We start from the raw sequence: 20,681 nt of genomic DNA on the forward strand, positions 1-20,681 counted from the left end.
TTTTTGCTCGACCCGGCAACACGCCGGTAGCCCCGTCTATCCGTGTCTAGCCTCCCGCCTAGACGGCCCGATACTGTGCGATTCGTGGATCCGGTCCGCAACCCGTACGCCCCGGGCGCTGGTCAGCGCCCGCCCGAACTGGCCGGGCGGGGGCGGGAGCTGGACGTCTTCGACATCGTGCTGGAACGCATCGCCCGGGGACGTCCGGAGCGGAGCCTGATGCTCACGGGGTTGCGGGGCGTCGGCAAGACGGTGCTGCTCAACACGCTGCGCTCCCAGGCGATCAACAGCCTCTGGGGCAGCGGCAAGATCGAGGCCCGCCCGGACCAGTCGTTACGCCGGCCGATCGCCGCCGCCCTGCACATGGCCGTCCGGGAACTGGCCCCCCGGCATCGCGCACCGGACCGGATCGACGCGTTCCTCGGGGTCCTCAAAGCCTTCGCCCAACGGGGTGCCCCGACGGGTCGCGCCGGTGCCGCCAAGCTGCGCGACCGGTGGCAGCCCGGCATCGACGTACCGGCGGCCACCGGCCGGGCCGACTCCGGCGACATCGAGATCGACCTGGTCGAGTTGCTCACCGACGCCGCCTCGGTGGCCAGCGACGTCGGCACCGGTGTCGCCATCTTCATCGACGAGATGCAGGACCTCGGGCCGGAGGACGTCTCCGCACTCTGCGCGGCCTGCCACGAACTCTCCCAACTCGGCGCGCCACTCATCGTGGTCGGTGCCGGCCTGCCGCATCTGCCGGCGGTGCTGAGCGCCGCCAAGTCGTACTCCGAGCGGCTGTTCCGCTACCAACGCATCGACCGACTCGACCGCATCGCCGCCGACCAGGCACTCTGCGCGCCAGCCGAGCGAGAGAACGTGGAGTACGAGGCGAAGGCCCTCGACCTGCTCTACGAGAAGTCCGGCGGGTACCCGTACTTCGTCCAGGCGTACGGGAAGGCGACCTGGGACCACGCCCCACGATCCCCGATCACCGCAGCCGACGTCCGGGTCGCCGCCCCGGAGGCCGAGGCCGAGCTGGCGGTGGGATTCTTCGGTTCACGTTTCGAACGGGCCACCCCCGCCGAACGCGAGTACATGCGGGCGATGGCGACGCTCTCCCTGGTCGAAGGGGCGACCGACGGCGGTGGCCGGGACGACATGGACGCCGCCGTGCCGACCGCCGAGATCGCCCGAGCCCTCGGCCGCAAGCCCGCCAGCCTCTCCCCAGCCCGGGACGCCCTGATCAAGAAGGGCCTGATCTACTCCGGCGAACGCGGCACGGTCGCCTTCACCGTCCCCCACTTCGGCCGCTACCTACGCACCCAACCCACCTAACCAAGCCCCGCCCCCCACCCCGTCGATCATGGACTTGTGGTTGACGATCTGTACAGATATCGGGCGTTTTCCGGGTGCCACAACTCCATGATCGGCGAGTAAGTCGCCACGGGCAGGGGGTGGGGGGGTTGGGTGGTTAGACCTTGGACCAGGGGGGTGGGAAGACGACGTCGCCCTGGGGTGGGGGTGGTTCGTTGCTCGTCGTCGGGGGGAGGACCAGTGCCTGCCATGGTTCGCCCAGGCCGGACCAGGGGCTGGTCAGGCCCATTCGGTCGGCTCGGCTGAAGCCGAAGCGCCGATAGTACGCCGGATCGCCGAGTACGACGATCAGCCGCTCGCCGAGTTCCGTGGCCGCTTCCAGGGCGGCCTGCACCACCGCGCCGCCGAGCCCGATCCGCTGGCGGTGCGGCGCCACCGCCACCGGGCCGAGCACCAGGGCCGGGGCGTTGACCCCGTCCGCGCAGACCCTGACCCGGGTGAGCAGGGCGTAGCCGACAATCTCACCGCCGTACTCGGCGACCATGGCCAGCTTCGGGAGCCAGGCGTCACCGGCCCGCAGTTCGTCGACGAGGCGTACCTCTGGTGGGGTGGTCACGTCGGGGCGGGCGAAGGCGGCGGCCAGTACCCGGCGGACCGCGCCGGTGTCTGCCGGGTCCTCGGGTCGGAGCCGCAGCGTCGTCACGCCCGGAGGTTACCGCGCGTGGCTCATCCATCAGTGATGGTCGCTGGAATCGGCGTGGCGTGGCCGCCACCTGAGCGACGCCGCCACCCGATCGATCGAGATAGGCCGTTGCGGGGCATGTCGAAGTCACGGACGGGGTATGACTGTTCCATGACGCCCGTACGATCCCTCGCCCGCGCCATGTTGAGCGGCATCTTCGTGGTCAGCGGCGCCCGCAACCTCGCCAACCCGCAACGTCTGGTGCCTGCGGCGCAGCCGGTCACCGATCGGGTGGCGCCGCTGCTGCAACGGGCCGACGCCCGCATCCCCACCGACACGGTGACGCTGATCCGTGCCAACGCCGCCGTCCAGCTCGGTGCCGGGTTGATGCTGGCCACCGGGAGGTTCACCCGGCCGGCGGCTCTGGCGTTGGCCGGCACGCTGGTCCCGGTCACCCTCGCCGGGCATCCTTTCTGGCGTAACGACGACCCGGCGGCGCGGAGCAACAACCAGATTCACTTTCTGAAGAACCTCGGCCTTCTCGGCGGGTTGCTGCTCGCCTCGGCGGACACCGAGGGGAGGCCGGGACTGCGGTGGCGGGCCGGTCACCGGATCGGCCACTCTCGACGGTCGGTACGCCGTGCCGTCCGGACTGCACGCCGCGAAGCCCGGATCGCCGTTCGCTCGGCGGCAACCGCGCGTCGGATCCCCGGCTGAACCACCGTCACCCCTCGCTGAACTGCGTTTATCCCACCCCCAGTCTGGCTAAGGCCGCGAATCACCTGAACCGCCCGGTAGGCGTTAACGCGGTTGAAATGTCAAAAGATGGTGTGGGATCGGACACGGTCGCATAACGCGGGAGGCACTGACGTGAGGCGCCGTTCTAGGCTCCCTACCGGACCTGGACGGGTAGGACGACCTTGGTACGGGGGTGGCCGAGCCATGCCGACGAGTGTCGGTAGAAGGCTGGACCGCCTCGCCGCAGTCCGCCGCGTAACGCGTGGGATCGATCGTAGGACAGTCGTACGGGCCGGCATCGTCGCCGCCGTCGCCTATGCCGCATGGCTTGCCATCGGCGCTTTCGGGCGTCCGTACAACTTCTTCGACATGAAGATCTACCACGGCGCGGTGGTCTGGTGGGCGAGCGGTCACGAGCTGTACGAGTTCGTCGCGCCCGACACCACCCTGGGTTTCACCTACCCACCCTTCGCCGGGCTGGCGATGCTGCCCATGGCGCACCTGCCGGTGACCGTGGCGGGGCTGGTGAACGCGCTGGTCAGCATCGCCGCGCTGGCCGTGGTGCTGGCCGCCCTGCTGCGGCCGATCGTGGACCGGCTGGGCTGGCCACTGTGGTACACGGTGGCCATCGCCACGCCGCTCGCCATCGCCATCGAGCCGACCCGGGAGACCCTCGGCTACGGGCAGGTCAACCTGCTGCTGTTCGCCCTGATCATGGCCGATCTGGTGGCACTGCGCTGGCGGTCCCGGCGCGGCACCCACCAGGCGGAGAACGACGGGCCCCTGCTGCGGTTCGTCTACGGTGGCGCCTGGGCCGGCGTGGGCATCGGCCTCGCCACCGCCGTGAAGCTCACCCCGGCGTTGTTCATCTTCTACCTGATGATCACTCGCCAGTGGCGGGTGGCCGCGACCGCGATCGGCACGACCGTCGCCGTGACCATCGGCAGCTTCGGCATCGTGGGAGCCGAGTCCCGGACCTACTTCGGCAACGTGCTGTGGCAGACCGAGCGGGTCGGTGCCGCCGACATGACGCCCAACCAGTCGCTGGCCGGTCTGCTGGCACGGCTGTACGACTCGATCGAGACCCCGACGCTGCTCTGGCTCGCCTTCGCGGTGCTGGTGCTGGCGCTGGGCCTGTCCCGGGCCTCCCAGTCGCACGCCGACGGCGACGAGCTGACCGCCTTCACCCTGGTCGGCCTGACGGCCAACGTGATCAGTCCGATCTCCTGGACGCACCACCTGGTCTGGGTGATCCCGGCGATCATCGTGCTGGCCGACGGGGCAATACGCCGCCACGACGCCAGCCGAGGTCCGGCCCGGCGGGCCACCTCCGGGGCGTACGGCGGCCCGCCGGGCGTCTCCACGCTCCGCCCGCCGATCTGGTACCCGACGTTGACCGGGCTCCGGCACGGCATCGCCGCGATCGGGCTCTACCTGCTCTTCCTGATCTCGCCGATCTGGCCGTACGAGCACCAGCTTCCCGAGGTCTCGCACTACGAGAACGGGCTGTTCGGCGCGCTGATGGAGAACTCCCTGGCGCTGGCCCTGATCGTGCTGGTCGCCGCGCTGCCCTGGCGGCCGGGCGCGGAACCCGCCTTCTACACCGACCGGATGGCCCGCACCGCGATGCTGCACCACCGGCGCTGAACCCCGGCACCGACGGTGCCGGGTCGGCGTGGCCCGGCACCTGACGGTCACGGGCAGTTGACCCACTCCTCGGTGCCGTCGGCGAAGACCTGTCGCTTCCAGATCGGCAGCCGGGCCTTCACCTCGTCCACCAGCTTGGCGCAGGCGGCGAACGCGGCTGCCCGGTGCGCGGTGCTGACCGCCGCGACCAGCGCCGCGTCGCCGATGGCGAGCGGGCCGATCCGGTGCGACACGGCCACCGCGTACACGTCGGGATCGGCGGCGATCTCGGCGGCCACCTCCCGCAGGATGGTGGCGGCGCTCGGATGACCCTCGTACTCCAGGCTCACCACCGCGCGGCCGTGGTCGTGGTCGCGTACCACGCCGGCGAAGGAGACCACCGCGCCGGCCCGCCGGTCGGCGACGGCGGCCTCGTGCGCCGCAAGGTCCAGCGGCTGCTCGGTGACGTCCCCGATCGTGATCACCACGCGCGCTCCCCGGGTAGCAGCGGCAGCGGGACCACCGGCACCCGGTCCCCGACCGCGCCGGTGCTGCCGGGCCGGATCACGGCGAACCCGTCCGCGCCGGAGAGCCCGCGCAGCATCGCCGACCCGACGTGCTGGACCGGGCGAGCCGTCCCGGCGACCCGGTCGAGCCGGACCAGCGCGAGGTGGGTGTGGTCGCCGCGTCCCGGCACCGGCTCCGCCAGCGTGACGTGCGGAAGCACCGGGGCCGCCCGGCCGACGAGACCCGTCAGCAGCGGCGCGACGAGCGAGACCAGCGCGACGACGGCGGACTGCGGGTTGCCGGGCAGCCCGGCGACGAACCGGACCCGGCCGTCGTCGCCGACCACCCGGGCCAGCAGCATCGGGAAACCGGGGCGTACCGCGACGGTGTTGACCACGTAGTCCGCGCCCAGTTCGGCCAGGGCCGGATGCAGGTGGTCGACCGGCCCGTGCATGGTGCCGCCGGTGGTGCAGACCAGGTCGGCGTGGGTGAGCGCGGTACGCAGCGCGGCCACGTGGTCGGTCAGCGTGTCGGCCACCGGGCCGACCACATCGGCCGGGCGGAGCTGACAGCCGTACCGGCGCAGCCAGCTCGGTACCGTCGGGCCCAGCGCGTCGCGGACCCGCCCGGCGGCGGGCGGACCGGCGGTGAGCAGTTCGTCCCCGAAGACCAGCAGCGCGGCCCGGGGCTGCCGGCGCACCCGCAGGGTGTCATGGCCACAGGAGGCGGCCAGGCCGATCACGGCCGGGTCGACCGGGGTACCGGCCGGGAGCAGTTCCTCACCGGCCGCCGCCTCCTCGCCCGGGCGCCGCCACTCCGGCCCGCTGCGCGGCACGCCGTCGACCGACCCGTCCGCGGTACGCGTCGACTCCTCGACCCGCAGCACTGCGGTGGTGCCCGACGGCACCATCGCGCCGGTGGCGATCTCGACGGTCGTCCCGTCCTCGGTCAACGGGGCCGGTGTGCCGCCGGCCAGCACCCGCCCGACCACCCGCCACGGGCCGGTGCCCCGGACCGCCCAGCCGTCCACACTCGACGTGGGAAACGCCGGCAGGTCCGTCCGGGTGGTGAGAGGTTCGGCGAGGGTGTACCCGTCGATGTCGGCGAGCGGACGCTCGACCGCAGGCAGCGCGGCGGCTAGGCCCACCGCGTACACCCGGGAGCGCGCCTCCTCCCAACCGGCCGGCAGCGACGCGGCGGCGCCCTCGGTGGCGGGTGCGGTTTCCGTTCTCACCCGGCCGAGCCTATCGGTTCGCCTAGTGGTCGCCACCGCGCAACTGGTCGACGGTGTGCGCGAGGATCGGCCCCAGCACGGCGAGACCGTCCCGCGCGCCACCGGTGGAGCCCGGCAGGTTCACCACCAGGGTGCGACCGGCCACCCCGGCCACCCCCCGCGACAGCACCGAGGTGGGCACCCGGTCACGGCTCTGTGCGCGCAGCGCCTCGGCGATGCCGGGAATCTCGTAGTCGAGCAGTGCCCGGGTCACGTCGGGGGTGCGGTCGGTCGGCGTGACTCCGGTCCCGCCGCTGGTGATCAGCACGTCGACACCGTCGGCCAGTGCCGCTCGGATGGCCTGACCGACCGGATCGCCGTCCGGCACCACCACCGGGTCGTCCACAACACATCCGAGCTCCCGCAGACCGGCGGCGAGCAGCGGACCGCTGGTGTCGGCGTAGACGCCGGCGGCGGCGCGGTTGGACGCCACCACCACCCGGGCTCGGATCACGGTCGGTCCTCCGGGCGCTCCCACAGGCCGGTCTTGCCGCCCTCCTTGCGCAATACCCGGACCGACTCGACGCTGGCCGCCGGATCGACCGCCTTGACCATGTCCACCAGGGCCAACCCGGCGACGGCCACCGCGGTCAGCGCCTCCATCTCGACGCCGGTACGGTCGGCCGTGCGGGCGGTGGCGGTGATCTCGACGCTGTCCGTGGTGGGCACCAGGTCGACCGTGACGCCGTGCAGCGCGATCGGGTGGCAGAGCGGGATCAGGTCGGGAGTGCGCTTGGCACCCATGATCCCGGCCAGTCGGCCGACCGCCAGCGCGTCTCCCTTGGGCAGCCCGTCCCGGCGGAGCAGCTCGATCACCTCGGGTGTGGTGCGCAACCGGCCGGCCGCGACGGCCACCCGGCCGGAGACCTGCTTGGCGGAGACATCGACCATACGCGCCGCACCGGCCGCGTCGACGTGGGTGAGCTGGGCGGGTTCGGTCACGCTGGCGAGCCTATCCCGCCACGCCGACGAGCCCGGTGCACGGTGCTCGCGGAAGGAGTGGCGCTCACGCGCCGCCCCTTCCGCGCCCTGCCGTGGTATCTGGGAGGTACCGGTGGCAGGTGTCGCGACGAGATCCGTCCGTCTTCTCCGCACGGTCGTGCCCCTTGAGATCGATGAACAGCCCGCCGTCCGGATAGTGCTCCCGCAACTGTCCGCCCACGTGGACCGCCAGCGAGGTCTTGCCGCTGCCGGCCATACCGTCGACGAGATGCACAACTGGGGCGTGTCCTCCGACCCGGTGCGTCTCTGTCAGCAGGTGTTCGACCGCGGCATCCCGGCCCACGAAGTCCGGGACTGCGCGTGGCAGCCAGACCAGACCGCGCCCCGGGGCCGAGCCGGAACGCGGCTGCTCACCGGACTCGGATGTGACGGCTGACGAGGCGGGGCCCAGGTCCGGGTTCCGGTGCGACCTGCGCTCCCGCTCGACGATGTGCTGGTAGAGATTCCGGAGTTCCGCCCCGGGCTCTATGCCGAGGCGTTCTCGCAGTACGCGCCGAGCCTCGCCGTAGGCGGCGATGGCACCGGCGTGGTCGTTCCTGAGGTATAGGGCGCGCATGATGAGCAGTTGGGCCCGCTCCCGCAGCGGTTCCCTGGCAAGCAGTTCCCGAAGTAGCGGCAGGACGGGTTCGTAGCGACCGAGCCGGATCTGCAGCTCGGCCAGGAGCTCGGCTGCCAGCATCCGGTCCTCGGTCGCCGAGGCCACGTGCGCCAGCAGGGCCGGCCCGAGGGCCACACCGGTGAGCATGGGTCCCTGCCAGCGAGCCAGAGCCTGGTCGAGCAGCTTCGCCGCCGCTTCCTCATCCGTCCCGGTGAGTGCACGTGCCGCCCTGACCTCCGACCGGAAGGCGTAGACGTCCACCTCGGTCCGCTTCACCATGAGTCGGTAGCCGTCCCCGGCACGGACCAGAGCCTCACGCCCGGGGAGCATCGACTCGAGCCCACGACGCAGGTTGGCGGCGTACGTCCGGACGTTCGGCACGGCGGAGAGGGGCGGATTCTCCGGCCACAACTCATCGACGAGCTGATCGACCGAGACCAGATGCCCGGGGTTGCACGCGAGCAACGCGAGCACGGTCTGTTGTTTCGGCGTGCCGAGGGTGAGCGTGACCGAGCCGAGACGGACGACGAGCCCACCGAGGACCTGAACCTGCACTTGCCTCTCTACCGCATCCACCTGATCACCGTGTGCAGTTTAGCGACCACCACCCGGACAGATACCCCGCCCTGATGCAGCATGCTGGCCGAAGCGACGATGATATGACCAGGCACTTCGGCCACCCTTGTCGAAACGGAAAGCGCGACATCACCCACGCGGAGGGCTACGAGTCGACCAGCTTCGACATTTGGACCCTCCGTCAGGAGGGTGAGACAGAACGTTACATAACACCATCTTGTTGGCCCATTCTGCGCAATACGACATTTATTATAGCTAAATTGAGCAATCGCCCCCTAGTGTTTCGGTCATCAAGCAGGCCGGAAACAAGCCAGGGGGTAGAGATGAACTCGCACGAGTGGAAGTGATCCGCCTTCTTCTGCGCCAGCGTCGACACAAGTACGATTGCAGAGCGCAGTCCCTCGGTAACGAATGAGGACGAGGTTTGGCTCCACAGCAACGACAGACCGGGACCGATCGGCGGCTACGCCCGCTAGTCGGTCTCGTCGTCGTTGCAGCCGGGCTGACAGGTGCCGTGGCAATCGCCCATCTGCCAAGCTACGGTGGCCGAGAGGCCACCATCGTCTGGGCCACGTTGATCTCGCTAGTCGCCGTCGCCTTCACCGTCACGGTCAGGATCCGAATTCGCTCCACAAGTCACGAGATCGCCTGGACCGAAACCGCCATCGTGATCGGCCTCGCCGTGGCACCGGCCCCGGTGGTGATTCTGGCCACCGGCCTAGGCATCGCCATCGCCACGACTCCGACACGGCTGACGCCACTAAAGAGAGTCTTCGGCATCAGCAAGAACATGCTCGTGGCCGGCGGCGCAGGACTCGTTCTGAATGTCCTTGAATGGTCACCGGACAACCCGGGCGTCACGCAGACGGTCATTCCACTGGCAGCCGCCTACCTGACCGCAGTACTGCTCGACGAAATCATCACCCTGCCGGTGATCGCGATGGCGGCCGGCGCCTCGCTACGAAAGCTATTCCGCGAGGACTGGGATCTCCGCCTGACCGCAGCGCTGACCCGCCTCCTCGTCATCGTCGGCACCGTCCTCACGATCAAGATCGACATTCGACTACTGCTCGCGGTACCACCCCTGGTGCTCAGCCTCCACCTGCTCTACTCGAGCAGAGTGCGCACCCGCACCGAGCAACAAGCCTGGCAGCGGCTCGCCCAGACCACCGACGCGCTCAGCGTCGTCGAACTCGACGAGGTGCTCACCACGGCGGTCACCCGCGCCGCCGAGCTCTTCTCCGCCGACGAGGTCGAGATCGAACTGCGCGAGGACGGTCGGGTGGTACGCGGCTCCACCGAGAGCGTCACGTACGACGGCCCCATCGGCGAACCCACCGAGGTGCACGGCGCCACCGTCCCCGTACGCCTCGAAGGACACGACAAGACCGTCGACGTCGGCATGCTGCGACTGCGCTTCCGCGGCCCGGTACGACTCTCCGAACGGGAGCGGTACACGCTGCACACCTTCGCCTCCGCTCTGTGCACGGCAGTCCGCAACGCCCAGGCGTACGCCGAACTCGGCCGAGTGGCGCAAGCCCACGCACACGCCGCCGCACACGACGCCCTGACCGGGCTGGCCAACCGACGCCACCTGCTCGAAGAGGGCAACGAACAGCTGCACCACCGGCACGCCGACGGGGTCACCGCCCTGGTACTCATCGACCTGAACCACTTCAAAGAAGTCAACGACACCCTCGGTCACGCTGCCGGTGACCAGATGCTGATGCAGGTCGCCGAACGCCTACGGGCCGCCGCCCGCGCCGACGACCTGGTCGCCCGCCTCGGTGGCGACGAGTTCGCCGTACTCCTGCGGGCGCTGCCCGCCCCCGCGGTCGCCGCACACCGGGCCGAGACCCTGCTGGCCACCCTGCACGAGCCGTTCGACATCGACGGCATGCGGATCAGCGTGGAGGCCAGCGGCGGCATCGCCGTCGCCCCCGCCACCGGCGGCATGGTCGAACTGCTGCGGCGCGCCGACGTCGCCATGTACCAGGCCAAACGGAGCGGCCACCGGATCGCCACCTACGCACCCGCCCGCGACACCGCCGACATCGGCCGGCTCACGCTCGGCGGCGAACTGCCCCGTGCCGTCGCCGACCAGGAGTTCACGGTCAACTTCCAGCCCATCGTCGACCTCGGCACCGGTGAGGTCATCGCCGCCGAGGCACTCGCCCGCTGGCACCACCCCACCCACGGCATGATCGACCCACTGCGTTTCCTGGAAGCCGTCGAACGCTCCGGCCTGCTGCCCGCGTTCGCCGAAGCGATCCTCGACCAGGCCCTGGTCGCCGCCGGCACCTGGCGCGACGCCGGCTTCGACGTCCCGGTGGCCGTCAACGTCTCTCCCCGCAGCCTGCTCGACGCCCGCTTCCCCGGATCCGTGCTGGCCCGCCTGCGCGCCCACGACCTGCCACCCGACCGGCTGGTACTGGAGCTGACCGAAACCCTCACCCTCAGCCAGCTCGACGTGGTCGACCAGGGCCTCACCCGGCTGCGCGACGCCGGAATCCGACTCGCCCTCGACGACTTCGGCACCGGATACTCCTCGCTCTCCCTGCTCTCCAGGATCCCGGTCCACGAACTCAAGATCGACCGAAGCTTCGTCACCGCCATGGAGTCCTCCACCGAAGCCTCCGCCATCATCCGTTCCACGCTGGACCTCGGCCGCAGCCTCGACCTGTCCGTGGTCGCCGAGGGAGTCGAACGCGAGGCACAACGCCGCGCCCTCTGGGAACTCGGCTGCACCGCCGGGCAGGGCCACCTCTTCGCCCGCCCCCTCGCCGCCGGCACACTGCTCGCCGCCCTCCAGCGCGGTGCCGGCGGCCGGCCAGGAAGCCTCGCCGCCCCACTTCACGACGCCGGCTCCGTCGTCCGGCTGCCCAAGGGGCGCCGGCAGGGGGGCCGGGGCCACCACCAGCCCGCCTGACACACTGGCCGACGTGAGCGCCGCCACCTCGACCTCCCACCGCCCCGGCAGGTGGCACCGCCTCGACACCGCCGCCGGCGGCCTCGCCCTCGACCTCGGCCTGTACGCCGCCGCAGCGGCCTTCGCCGCGATCACCGCCGCCACCTCCACCCTCCTGCCGCACCGAGCCTGGGGCGGCATCGCCGCAGTGGCCTACCTCGCCGCCGCCATCGCCGTCACCGGACAACTCCTCCTCCGACGCCGCCGGCCACACTCGGCGCTGGTCGGGCTGCCCGGCCGCACGCTGGTCACCACGCTCGCCTGGGCCGGCACCGCTCTACTGCCCCTGGTCACGCAGAGCGTGCAGCGCGCGGCCGGACGCACCGACCGCGCACAGGAGGAGGTCCTCGTCATCGAGGACTCCGGGGCCCGCCTCGTCGACACCGGAACGCCCTACCTGGGGCCCGACGCCATCGCCGCACTGCACCCCGACGAACAACTCCTCGGCTACACCCCCTACCAACCGGGCATGGCTCTGTTCGGGGTACCCCGGGCACTCGTCGACGCCTGGTGGACCGATGCCCGGGTCTGGTTCGCCGTCGCCACCGCCGTGGTGCTGCTGCTCGCCATCCGCATCCTGCGACCATCCACGTCCCAGACCCACCGGACCCGGCACGACGCGATCCTGCTGCGCGCCGTGCAGGCCGCCACCGTCCTGCCCGTCTGCGCGCTCACCCTGGCCACCGGCGGCGACGACCTGCCCGTACTCGCGCTCTGTCTGCTGGCGCTCGCCTTCGCCGCCACCGCCCGGCCCGGCTGGGCCGGCGTCGCGGTCGGGCTCGCCGGGGCACTGAAACTCTTCGCCTGGCCGGTCGCCGCAGTGCTGGTCATCTGGGGGCTCACCCGCCGCGCCGGTCTGCGCGTCGCCGCCGGGGCCGTCGGGCTGCCCGCCGCCGCACTGCTCCCCGCCCTCCTGGTCGACCGGAACGCGCTGGTGGAGAACGTCCTGCGCTTCCCCCTCGGGCATGGCCTGGTCTCCAGTCCGGCGGCCAGCCCGTTCCCCGGATACCTGATCGCGAGCGCGCTGCCCGCCGGCCGCGTCATCGCCGCCGCGCTGCTGGTCGCGGCCGGTGTCACCATCGCCGTCCTCCTCGCCCGCCGCCCGCCCCGCACCGCCCGCAGCACCGCCCTGGTCTGCGGGTACGGCCTCCTCGTCGCGATCCTGCTGATGCCCGCCACCCGGTTCGGCTACCTGCTGTACCCGATCGCGTTCCTGCTCTGGGCCCCCGCACTCGACCTTCTCGGGATCCGGCAACCGGCGGGCGCAGACGACCGGCAGGGCGTAGACCTGAACACATGACCACCTACCGCGACCGCACCGAGGCAGGGCAGGTACTCGCCGACCGACTCACCGGCCTGATCAGCGAACCGGACCTCATAGTGCTGGGCCTGGTACGCGGCGGCGTACCGGTCGCCCAGGTCGTCGCCGAACGCCTCGGCGCTCCCCTGGACGTGCTGGTGGTCCGCAAACTCGGCGTGCCGTGGGCACCCGAGGTCGCCTTCGGCGCACTCGGTCCCGGCGGCGAACGCGTCCTCAACGAGGTGGTCGCCGGCCGACTCAGCCCCGACGACATCGCCGACGTGCAAAAACGCGAACAGGCCGAACTGGATCGGCGGGAACAGCTCTACCGGGCCGGTCGGCCGCCACTGGACCTCACCGGGCGTACCACCCTGATCGTCGACGACGGCCTGGCCACCGGCGCGACCGCCCGAGCCGCCGTCCAGGTCGCCCGCCACCTCAGGGCCCGTCGCGTGGTGGTCGCCGTACCGGTCAGTGCGCAGGAGGCCCACGACATGCTGGCCGCCGAGGCCGACGAGGTGGTCAGCGCCATGCGCCCCGCCGGCTTCGGCGCGGTCGGCGCCTACTACGACGACTTCCACGAGGTCTCCGACGACGAGGTCACGGCGGCGCTGACCACTACCGGGTGACCCGACCAGGTACCTTCGGATTATGAGCCTGACCTGTCCCAAGTGTCGTGGAGAAATGCGCCAGTACGAGCGCAGTGGGGTCGTCATCGACCAGTGTGGCGAGTGCCGCGGGATCTTCCTCGACCGCGGCGAGCTGGAGAAGCTGTTCGAGGCGGAGGCCAACTGGAGCGCCGCCCAGCAGCCCCCGACCGCTCCTGCGCACGCCGCACCTCAGGGTGGCTACCAGCCACCGCCGCCGCCCCCGGCACCCGCGCCGCATCAGCCGGGCTACGGCGCCGTCCCGCCGCCTCCGCCCCCGCCGCACGGGTACCCGGCACCGGTGCCCGCCTACGGCCACTCCCAGCAGCACTACGGCTACCACGGGCACTACCGGCGCAAGAAGCGCAAGAGCTTCCTGGACGACATGTTCGGCTGAGCCGCCCCGGCGACCGGGCCGCCACCTCGGCCGGGCCCGGTCAGACCGGGCCCGGTCAGACCGGGCCCGGACGGCTCAGACGATGGCCATGTCGACGAATCGCGACAGATGCAGTTGGGCTGCCACGGTCACCGTGTCGGTCGGACCATTTCGATGCTTGGCAACAATGAAATCCGCCTCCCCGGCCCGGGGTGACTCTTTGTCGTAATAGTCGTCGCGATGCAGCAGGATGACAACGTCGGCATCCTGCTCGATCGAATTGTGAGCGGCGATGCCGTTCGCGACGAAGTTGTGCGTACCAAGCACGGTCGCGTCGAAGACGTCCTGCTCACCGATCGACTCAATGGACGCGATCTCGTCCCAGAAGACATCATTCGTGGCGTGCAGGTCGAGGTCGGCCGCATCGAGGACCTGAGCGATGTTCGCGAGCCGAGAACGGCTCGGCGCGTGCTTCCAGAGCGTGCTTCCGCAGAACTGGGTGCCGACCGCCTTGGCGAAGTCACGATGGCTCATGCCGTTCTCGACCAGAATCTCGCGGACCCGACCCCAGACCTCGCGCGGAACGGTGTCGACGTTGGTGTTGGCGGTGGTCTCCGCCAGGACGGCGAGGAGAGCGTCGCACCTCGCCGACCGGTCCCCGTGCACACCGATCTCGCGCAGGAACCGCAGTTGGTCGTCGCGTCCGGAGATGTCGAGGGTGTACTGCGGGCGATACCGGGTCACCGGCACCGTCTTCAGACGGGCGGTGATGCCGTACCTGAGCAGGAGACGGGAGAGGTCCTCCAACATCCGCCGACTGGTCGACGCGTAGTAGACCCGCCCACCACGGCCGGACTTGTTGACGTGGACGGACCCGTCGGTCGCCCAGATGTGGCGAAGGAAGAGGGTGACCTGCTCCTTGGGCAGGTTGAACAGGCGCTGCGGCACGAACTTCTCGTGCGACCTGAGCCCAAAGAGCCCGAACCCGTCCAGCCACTCGGCGATGGGATTCCGCCGGCCCCGAGCGAGGGGGTAGGGAGCGGGGAGTCGGAGAGTCGTGACCCGCGCCGCCGGATAGTCGTCGCGTACCGCCGTGATGCCGAAGTACTTCGCAGCCTCCGACACCGCCTGCAAGTTCGCCTCGTCGACACTCGCGTAGCGAATGGGCTGACGTCGTACGAAGGAACCGTCGCCCAGCAGGTGCGCCAGCAGCACCACCTCTTCCTCGGCCATCGGTCGGACGGCCAGAGGCGAGGGTAAGTGTCGAGGCGTCGCGAGACGCGTCCCGGGAGTCAACTCCCCGAGCGGAACCCAGCCCGCGAACGTGAGGAACGGATGATTCGCTGTGGCGTCGACCTGTTTGCCCGACGTCAGCGTCAACCGGAACACCTCCCGACGGCCACTCGGGAAGACGTGCGTCATCGTTCGTGGCGTGTACCGCAGACTCTCGTCGAGTGCCCAGACGGGAATGTCCCTCGTACCGTCGGCCAGCAGTTGACCAAGCGTGACCTCGGCGTTGTCGTCGGCCCGGATCAGCCTCGTCTCCGCTGTCAGACAGCCACTTTCCCGCAGGTCAGACAGCTGTGGGCGCTTGTCGGTGCGCTGTTCGGGGCCACGGTTCAGCTGGCTGACCGCGATGACCGGGCACTCGACCTCCTTGGCCAGCAGCTTCAGGCCCCGGGACAGGTCCGCGACCTCCTGCTGCCGACTCTCCGTGCGTTTCGGCGACGTCATCAGCTGGAGATAGTCGACCACGATCAGCTTGAGGTCGTGGCGCTGCTTGAGCCGGCGGGCCTTGGCCCGGATCTCCATCAGGTTCATGCTCGGTGTGTCGTCCACGAAGAGCGGCGCCTCGCTGATCTCCCCCATGCACCGGGCGAGCTTCGTCCAGTCGTCGTCGGAGAGTTGCCCGCTACGCAGCACGTGCAACGGCACCCGCGCCTCGGCCGAGAGCAGTCGCATCACGATCTCGACCTTGCTCATTTCCAGGGAGAAGATGGCCGAAGCATGATTTGCCCGAATTGCCGCATTTCGGGCAAAATCCATACTTGCAGTAGATTTTCCCAAACCAGGGCGGCCCGCCACAATGATCAATTGGCCGGCGTGCAGGCCGTTGAGCAGGCGGTCCAGGTCGGTGAAGCCGGTCGGTACGCCGGTCATCACGCCGCCCTGCGCGCCGACGGCCTCGATCTCGTCCAGGGTCGGTTGGAGCATGTCCGCCAGGACGGCGAAGTCCTCGCTCACCCGGCGCTCGGTCACGTCGTAGACGGCCTGCTGGGCCAGGTCGACGACGTCGTCGACATCGCGGCTGCCGCCGCCCCCGGTGCCGTATCCGAGTTGGACGATCCTGGTGCCGGCCTCGACCAGCCGTCGGAGCACCGCCCGCTCGCTGACGATGCGCGCGTAGTACGCGGCGTTCGCCGCGGTCGGCACGCTCGCGATCAGCGTGTGCAGGTACGGGGCACCGCCGATCCGGGCCAGGTCGCCGGAGTCGGCGAGCGCCGCCGCGACGGTGATCGCGTCGGCCGGTTCGCCTCGGCCGTAGATCTCCAGGATGACGTCGAAGATGGTGGCGTGCACCGGCCGGTAGAAGTCGTTGGTCTTGAGGATCTCGACGACGTCGGCGATGGCGTCCTTGGACAGCAGCATCCCGCCCAGGACGCATTGCTCGGCGGCCACGTCCTGGGGTGGCGTCTTGTCGAACTGGCCGTCGCGCGGTGGCGGGCCGGAAGGCTGCCCTCCGCCGGGAAACGACTCGGTCCGCATGTCATCCGTGACCGACACCGGGCCCCCCTCCACTGCGTCGGATCGTTCCCAGGCTTCCGCCCGGGTGCGACAGTCGACCGGCCGTCGATCGGGGGCATCTGGCGGCGGGTCGGGGGCTAACGATACGGAACCCGAGGTCAGCCACTCAACCAGACCGGTGGACGAGCCTCGGGACAACCTGTGGATGGCGGTGGACAAGCATGTGCGCAGCGTGTGCACAGCATGTGGATAACTTCTGGGGAACAGTGGGGCGTACGCCGCTGAACTGGGCAGGCTTCGTCCCCAGCCTGTGGATGGGAATTTCCGGGTAGGGCTTTGTCCTGAACGTCCCGTAGGATCGGTGCCCTACGGCTACACCTGGACAGCGGATTGCGCTTTCGGTTGAGAAGGGTCACGCTCCGGCCGTGAGTTACCGGGACTGGGTACGCGGGGAGGACGGCCCGCGCGAGCGGCCGACCGCCTCGTGGGCCGAGCCCGTGGAACGGGACCCGGACGAGCGGTACGACTCTGCGGTCGAGCGGTACCGCACTCCGAGTCGACGCCGGGCCTTCGAGCGTGGCCAGGATGAGCCGGCGGAGCCGTACCTTCCGCGGTGGGCGCTGGAGTCGGGCGTGCGCAGCGTCGACGGCGGCGGACGGCACGCTGCTCCCGATGACGATGACGACGTGGAACGGCCGCGGTACGCGGGCGGTCGGCGCTCGGCCGAGCGTGGCCGGGGTCGCAGCGCCGCTGAGTCGAGCCGGCGCGACACCCCGTCACGGGCCGCCCTGCCGGAGTCCGACCACACCCGGGAGTGGACGTTCGACCGTCCGCAGGAAGAGGGGTACGTCGGCAGTCGGCGCGCCGAGGACGACGACCCGGTGTCGGGTGTGACACCGCAGAGCCGGCCGCGCCGGGCCCAGTCGCGGCGTCGCCAGGTCACCTGGTCGGAGCTTGCGGCGGAGGACGACGCCGCTTCCAGCTCGGCCGAGCCCACCGCCGAGCCGCCCAGTCGACGGCGGCGTCGCGCGGCGGAGCCTTCGACGCCGCCGGCCGACCCGTGGCAACGGGGCAGGGAGCGGGCCGCCGAGCCTGAGTACCAGCAGCCGGCGGTGGACCCGTGGGACGCGTCCGGGCTGCATGCGTGGAACCGGTCGGCGGGTGACGATCGCCGCGCGGATCCCGCGTCGGCCGATCCCTGGGATGCGGACAGCACGAGTCAGTGGCTTCAGGCGGCCGGTACGGATCCGTGGCTCGAGCCCGACAGCACCGGCCAGTGGGATCGCTTCTCGGAGCCGGAGCAGCGGGATCGGGAGCGGGCCCCGGAGCGGTGGTCCGGTTACTCCGAGGCGGACCGGTGGGATCGGACGGAACCGCCTCGTTCGGGAGCGGCCCCGGCGACCTCGGGTGCCGGGACCTCGGGTGCCGGGCAGTGGTCCAGCGCGGAGCCGGAGGCGGCGCGGGAGCGTTTCTGGCCGGGTACGCGTCTGGCAGGCGACGATCCCCGGTGGGTGGACGCGCCCGATTCGGCGCCTCGGTCGCCGGTGGTCGGGTACACCGCGCCTCGGCCACGGTCCGCGCCGCGACGACGTTCGTCGCCGGCTCCCGCTCCGGCGCGTCCGGTCGGCATGGCGGCCGTACGGCGGCGGATCGAGGCCGTCGGATCCGGGGGCTGGAACCGCCGGCTCGAGGACGACCTGCTCGATCCGGATCTGGGTGGTCCATGGCTGCCGCTGCTCTACACCGCGGCCTGTTACCTGCTGCCGGCGGCGGTGATCTTCGTCTGGCTGTTGACTCTCGACGGAGCACCACCGGCCGGGTGTGTGACCGACATCAGTGGTGGCGGGTGTGACTCGCCGCGGGCTCGGGCGTTCGGCGCGATGGTGGGCGGGTTGCCCCGCTTCGGGCTGGCGTTGGTGAGCAGTTTGGCGATCGCGATGCTGCTGCGCCGGGTGGGTACGACGTGGCGGTCGACCACCGTGGCGCTGGCCGCTGCCGTGGTCGGTGGTGGTCTCTCCACGGTGATGATCAGTGCGGTGACCGGCCAGCCGATCGGGTGAGTATCCGACGGATGGCTGTCGGGTACGCGTATGCGACAGGGCCCGCACCGTTGACCGGTGCGGGCCCTGTCGCGTTGCCGGCGGGGCTCAGCCCTGCACGACGTTGAGGTTGAACGTGGCGGTCACCTCGGGGTGCAGCTTGACCCGCACCGGGTGCGACCCGATCGACTTGATGTGACCGGGAAGCTCCAGCCGACGCCGGTCGAGTGCCGGGCCGCCGGCCGCCTTGACGGCGTCGACGATCTCGGCGGAGGTGACCGAGCCGAAGAGCCGGCCACCGTCGCCGGCCCGGGCCTTCAGGTTGACCTTGAGACCCTCGAGCTGGCCCTTCACCTCGTTGGCGTGGCCGAGATCGCGGATCTCCCGCGCCGAGCGGGCCCGCTTGATGAGCGTGACCTGCTTCTCCGCGCCCTTGGTCCAGGCGATCGCGAAGCCCTGCGGGAGCAGGTAGTTACGGCCGTAGCCGTTCTTGACCTCGACGATGTCGCCCGGGGTGCCGAGCCCGGACACCTCCTGAGTCAGGATGATCTTCATGGCGGCGCCTCCTCTCAGCGGGCCGTGGCGGTGTACGGCAGGAGCGCCATCTCACGGGCGTTCTTGACCGCACGGGCGATCTGCCGCTGCTGCTGCGAGGTCACGCCGGTCACCCGCCGAGCGCGGATCTTGCCGCGGTCGGAGATGAACTTACGCAGCAGCGCTGTGTCCTTGTAATCGATATAGGTGATCCCGTCCTTGTCGAGCGGGTTCACCTTCTTCTTCGGCTTGCGCAGTGCCGCAGCCTTCGCCATTGCTCTTGCTCCTGGTTTACGATCACGGGCGCTCGGCGCCATTAGAACGGAGGCTCCTCGTCGAAGTTGCCGCCACCCGAACGGGAGGGGGCTGGTGCGGCCGAAGCCCAGGGGTCGTCGAAGTTGCCTCCGCCGCCGCCCTGGCCACCACCGCCGCCGCCGCTACCGCCGAAGCCGCCGCCGCTACCGCCGGAGCGGGACATCTTCTGCACCTTCGCCGTGGCGTAGCGCAGAGACGGGCCGATCTCGTCGACCTCCAGCTCGATGACGGTGCGCTTCTCGCCCTCGCGGGTCTCGTAGGACCGCTGGCGCAGCCGGCCCGACACGATCACGCGGGCACCGCGCTGCAACGACTCCGCCACGTGCTCCGCGGCTTGCCGCCAGACGGTGCACGAGAGGAACAACGGCTCGCCGTCCTTCCACTCGTTGGACTGCCGGTCCATGTACCGGGGCGTCGAGGCGACCCGGAACTTGGCGACGGCCGCCCCCGAGGGGGTGAACCGCAACTCGGGGTCATCGGTCAGGTTGCCGATGACCGTGATGGTGGTGTCTCCTGCCATGACCAACTCCTCGCGCACTCAACCGTCGTGCCGTACAGGTTCTCAGAACCCTCCGACAGCACGGGTGAGGCTGATCCGGGTGGGGCTTGGTGGATTGGTTAGCGCATCTCCGGCCGGATGACCTTGGTGCGCAGCACGGACTCGTTGAGCCGCAGCTGGCGGTCCAACTCGGCCACCGCCTCAGGCGATGCCTGAAGGTCGACGACGGCGTAGATGCCCTCGGCCTTCTTGTTGATCTCGTACGCGAGGCGCCGGCGGCCCCACACGTCGGTCTTCTCCACCGAGCCACCCGCAGTCCTGATCACGTTCAGGTACGTGTCGAGCGACGGGGCGACGGTGCGCTCCTCGAGGCTGGGGTCGAGGATCACCATGATCTCGTAATGACGCAAGACGTGCTCACCTCCTGTGGGCTAAGCGGCCACGGTCCTTCCGTGGCAGGAGGTCGTGCGTCGTGGCCCGTCCCGCACCGGGGGAACCCGACCGGGAGCGGACAACCGGACCAGGATACCCGGCCCGGACGATCACCATCACCGAGGTGACCGGCACAGCGAACCGGGGGTCCGCGCCGACGTCGCTGTCGACCCGGACCCCCGGTCACGGGACCGCGGGGCGTCCCGTCCGCATTCCTTGGGTGGGACCTGGGGAGGAACGACCACACCGATGAGGTTGGACCGAAGACGCCCCGCGGAGCTTTATCACGTTGTTATCTGACGATATCCCGGAAGTCGGCGGTTCATGGGGCAAATCCCAGAATTACCGACATTTTTCTTTGTCGACGCCCGTCAACGCCCCGCCGCTGCCGACGCACCCGGCCGGTTCCGGCCGGACATCGACAGGTTGCCGGTCCGTCGACGCCGCGATCAGCGGTGTCCGAAGCGCCGGATCCATCGGTATCAACGAGTTCCGACGGGTGCGGTGACGCGACCGGGCCGG

General features: G+C 70.4%; 19 protein-coding genes. 8 read left to right on the forward strand and 11 right to left on the reverse strand.

Going from position 1 to position 20,681, the window contains the following annotated elements:
* Positions 1-84 precede the first annotated feature (84 nt).
* Entirely contained in the window at positions 85-1,323 is a 1,239-nt protein-coding gene (locus tag ID554_RS13540) for an ATP-binding protein (protein ID WP_117228260.1), read from the forward strand.
* A 136-nt stretch (positions 1,324-1,459) separates the two neighbouring features.
* On the opposite strand, the gene ID554_RS13545 is transcribed toward ID554_RS13540, so the two are convergent.
* A complete protein-coding gene (locus ID554_RS13545) occupies positions 1,460-2,005 on the reverse strand; it encodes a GNAT family N-acetyltransferase (RefSeq protein ID WP_117228259.1) in 546 nt (181 codons plus the stop codon).
* Positions 2,006-2,155: 150 nt separating this feature from the next.
* On the opposite strand from ID554_RS13545, the gene ID554_RS13550 reads away from it, so the two are divergent.
* Together ID554_RS13550 and ID554_RS13555 are read left to right on the forward strand one after the other, a co-directional pair.
* The gene (locus ID554_RS13550) at positions 2,156-2,701 is read left to right on the forward strand and encodes a DoxX family protein (protein ID WP_117228258.1); all 546 of its coding nucleotides are present in this window, start codon (positions 2,156-2,158) and stop codon (positions 2,699-2,701) included.
* Positions 2,702-2,926: 225 nt separating this feature from the next.
* Positions 2,927-4,369: a glycosyltransferase 87 family protein gene (locus ID554_RS13555; RefSeq protein WP_117228257.1), complete on the forward strand. Its 1,443-nt coding sequence runs from the start codon at positions 2,927-2,929 to the stop codon at positions 4,367-4,369.
* Positions 4,370-4,416: 47 nt separating this feature from the next.
* Here ID554_RS13555 and ID554_RS13560 read toward each other — a convergent pair whose 3' ends face one another.
* The 5 genes from ID554_RS13560 to ID554_RS13580 all read right to left on the reverse strand — a co-directional run bounded on the left by ID554_RS13560 (position 4,417) and on the right by ID554_RS13580 (position 8,283).
* Positions 4,417-4,836 carry a molybdenum cofactor biosynthesis protein MoaE gene (locus ID554_RS13560; RefSeq protein WP_117228256.1) on the reverse strand — a complete coding sequence of 140 codons (420 nt, stop codon included), beginning with the start codon at positions 4,834-4,836 and terminating at the stop codon, positions 4,417-4,419.
* Positions 4,830-6,089, reverse strand: a complete 1,260-nt coding sequence (locus tag ID554_RS13565) for a molybdopterin molybdotransferase MoeA (protein WP_117228255.1) — start codon at positions 6,087-6,089, stop codon at positions 4,830-4,832. Before ID554_RS13565 ends, ID554_RS13560 begins: the two co-directional genes overlap by 7 nt.
* A gap of 22 nt (positions 6,090-6,111) precedes the next feature.
* Positions 6,112-6,582 (reverse strand): MogA/MoaB family molybdenum cofactor biosynthesis protein, encoded by a 471-nt coding sequence (locus ID554_RS13570; RefSeq protein WP_117228254.1) that lies wholly within the window; start codon positions 6,580-6,582, stop codon positions 6,112-6,114.
* On the reverse strand, positions 6,579-7,070 hold the full coding sequence (moaC, locus tag ID554_RS13575; RefSeq protein WP_117228253.1) for a cyclic pyranopterin monophosphate synthase MoaC: 492 nt from the start codon (positions 7,068-7,070) through the stop codon (positions 6,579-6,581). The genes ID554_RS13570 and moaC overlap by 4 nt, the downstream gene beginning before the upstream one ends.
* A 64-nt stretch (positions 7,071-7,134) precedes the next feature.
* A complete protein-coding gene (locus ID554_RS13580) occupies positions 7,135-8,283 on the reverse strand; it encodes an AfsR/SARP family transcriptional regulator (protein WP_158573731.1) in 1,149 nt (382 codons plus the stop codon).
* 445 nt (positions 8,284-8,728) lie between these two features.
* Here ID554_RS13580 and ID554_RS13585 point away from each other — a divergent pair, with 445 nt between their 5' ends.
* The 4 genes from ID554_RS13585 to ID554_RS13600 are packed head-to-tail and all read left to right on the forward strand — an operon-like array spanning position 8,729 to position 13,616.
* Positions 8,729-11,233: a putative bifunctional diguanylate cyclase/phosphodiesterase gene (locus ID554_RS13585; protein ID WP_117228251.1), complete on the forward strand. Its 2,505-nt coding sequence runs from the start codon at positions 8,729-8,731 to the stop codon at positions 11,231-11,233.
* Between the two features lie 13 nt (positions 11,234-11,246).
* A complete protein-coding gene (locus ID554_RS13590; RefSeq protein ID WP_117228330.1) occupies positions 11,247-12,572 on the forward strand; it encodes a glycosyltransferase family 87 protein in 1,326 nt (441 codons plus the stop codon).
* Positions 12,569-13,201: a phosphoribosyltransferase gene (locus ID554_RS13595; protein WP_117228250.1), complete on the forward strand. Its 633-nt coding sequence runs from the start codon at positions 12,569-12,571 to the stop codon at positions 13,199-13,201. The genes ID554_RS13590 and ID554_RS13595 overlap by 4 nt, the downstream gene beginning before the upstream one ends.
* A gap of 19 nt (positions 13,202-13,220) precedes the next feature.
* Complete coding sequence (locus ID554_RS13600; protein WP_117228249.1) at positions 13,221-13,616, forward strand: TFIIB-type zinc ribbon-containing protein; 396 nt, start codon at positions 13,221-13,223, stop codon at positions 13,614-13,616.
* A 75-nt stretch (positions 13,617-13,691) separates the two neighbouring features.
* On the opposite strand, the gene ID554_RS13605 is transcribed toward ID554_RS13600, so the two are convergent.
* Positions 13,692-16,394, reverse strand: coding sequence for a replicative DNA helicase (locus ID554_RS13605; protein WP_117228248.1), 2,703 nt, complete (start codon positions 16,392-16,394; stop codon positions 13,692-13,694).
* A 371-nt stretch (positions 16,395-16,765) separates the two neighbouring features.
* On the opposite strand from ID554_RS13605, the gene ID554_RS13610 reads away from it, so the two are divergent.
* Positions 16,766-18,400 carry a hypothetical protein gene (locus ID554_RS13610; RefSeq protein ID WP_117228247.1) on the forward strand — a complete coding sequence of 545 codons (1,635 nt, stop codon included), beginning with the start codon at positions 16,766-16,768 and terminating at the stop codon, positions 18,398-18,400.
* An 87-nt stretch (positions 18,401-18,487) separates the two neighbouring features.
* On the opposite strand, the gene rplI is transcribed toward ID554_RS13610, so the two are convergent.
* From rplI to rpsF, 4 genes are all read right to left on the reverse strand, one after another.
* Positions 18,488-18,934: a 50S ribosomal protein L9 gene (gene rplI / locus ID554_RS13615; RefSeq protein ID WP_117228246.1), complete on the reverse strand. Its 447-nt coding sequence runs from the start codon at positions 18,932-18,934 to the stop codon at positions 18,488-18,490.
* 14 nt (positions 18,935-18,948) lie between these two features.
* Positions 18,949-19,188, reverse strand: coding sequence for a 30S ribosomal protein S18 (gene rpsR, locus ID554_RS13620; RefSeq protein ID WP_007073789.1), 240 nt, complete (start codon positions 19,186-19,188; stop codon positions 18,949-18,951).
* Positions 19,189-19,229: 41 nt separating this feature from the next.
* The gene (locus ID554_RS13625; RefSeq protein WP_191088832.1) at positions 19,230-19,766 is read right to left on the reverse strand and encodes a single-stranded DNA-binding protein; all 537 of its coding nucleotides are present in this window, start codon (positions 19,764-19,766) and stop codon (positions 19,230-19,232) included.
* An 80-nt stretch (positions 19,767-19,846) separates the two neighbouring features.
* Positions 19,847-20,137, reverse strand: a complete 291-nt coding sequence (rpsF, locus tag ID554_RS13630) for a 30S ribosomal protein S6 (protein ID WP_117228245.1) — start codon at positions 20,135-20,137, stop codon at positions 19,847-19,849.
* Positions 20,138-20,681: the final 544 nt, after the last annotated feature.

The sequence above is a fragment of the Micromonospora craniellae genome (genome assembly GCF_014764405.1).
In the GTDB taxonomy this organism is placed as follows: Bacteria; Actinomycetota; Actinomycetes; order Mycobacteriales; family Micromonosporaceae; genus Micromonospora; species Micromonospora craniellae.

Excerpts from the sequence above, each read along its gene's own strand:
- ID554_RS13550 (WP_117228258.1), top strand. The coding sequence starts at position 2,156 with ATGACGCCCGTACGATCCCTCGCCCGCGCCATGTTGAGCGGCATCTTC.
- ID554_RS13555 (WP_117228257.1), top strand. The coding sequence starts at position 2,927 with ATGCCGACGAGTGTCGGTAGAAGGCTGGACCGCCTCGCCGCAGTCCGC.
- ID554_RS13595 (WP_117228250.1), top strand. The coding sequence starts at position 12,569 with ATGACCACCTACCGCGACCGCACCGAGGCAGGGCAGGTACTCGCCGAC.
- rplI (WP_117228246.1), bottom strand. The coding sequence starts at position 18,934 with ATGAAGATCATCCTGACTCAGGAGGTGTCCGGGCTCGGCACCCCGGGC.
- rpsR (WP_007073789.1), bottom strand. The coding sequence starts at position 19,188 with ATGGCGAAGGCTGCGGCACTGCGCAAGCCGAAGAAGAAGGTGAACCCG.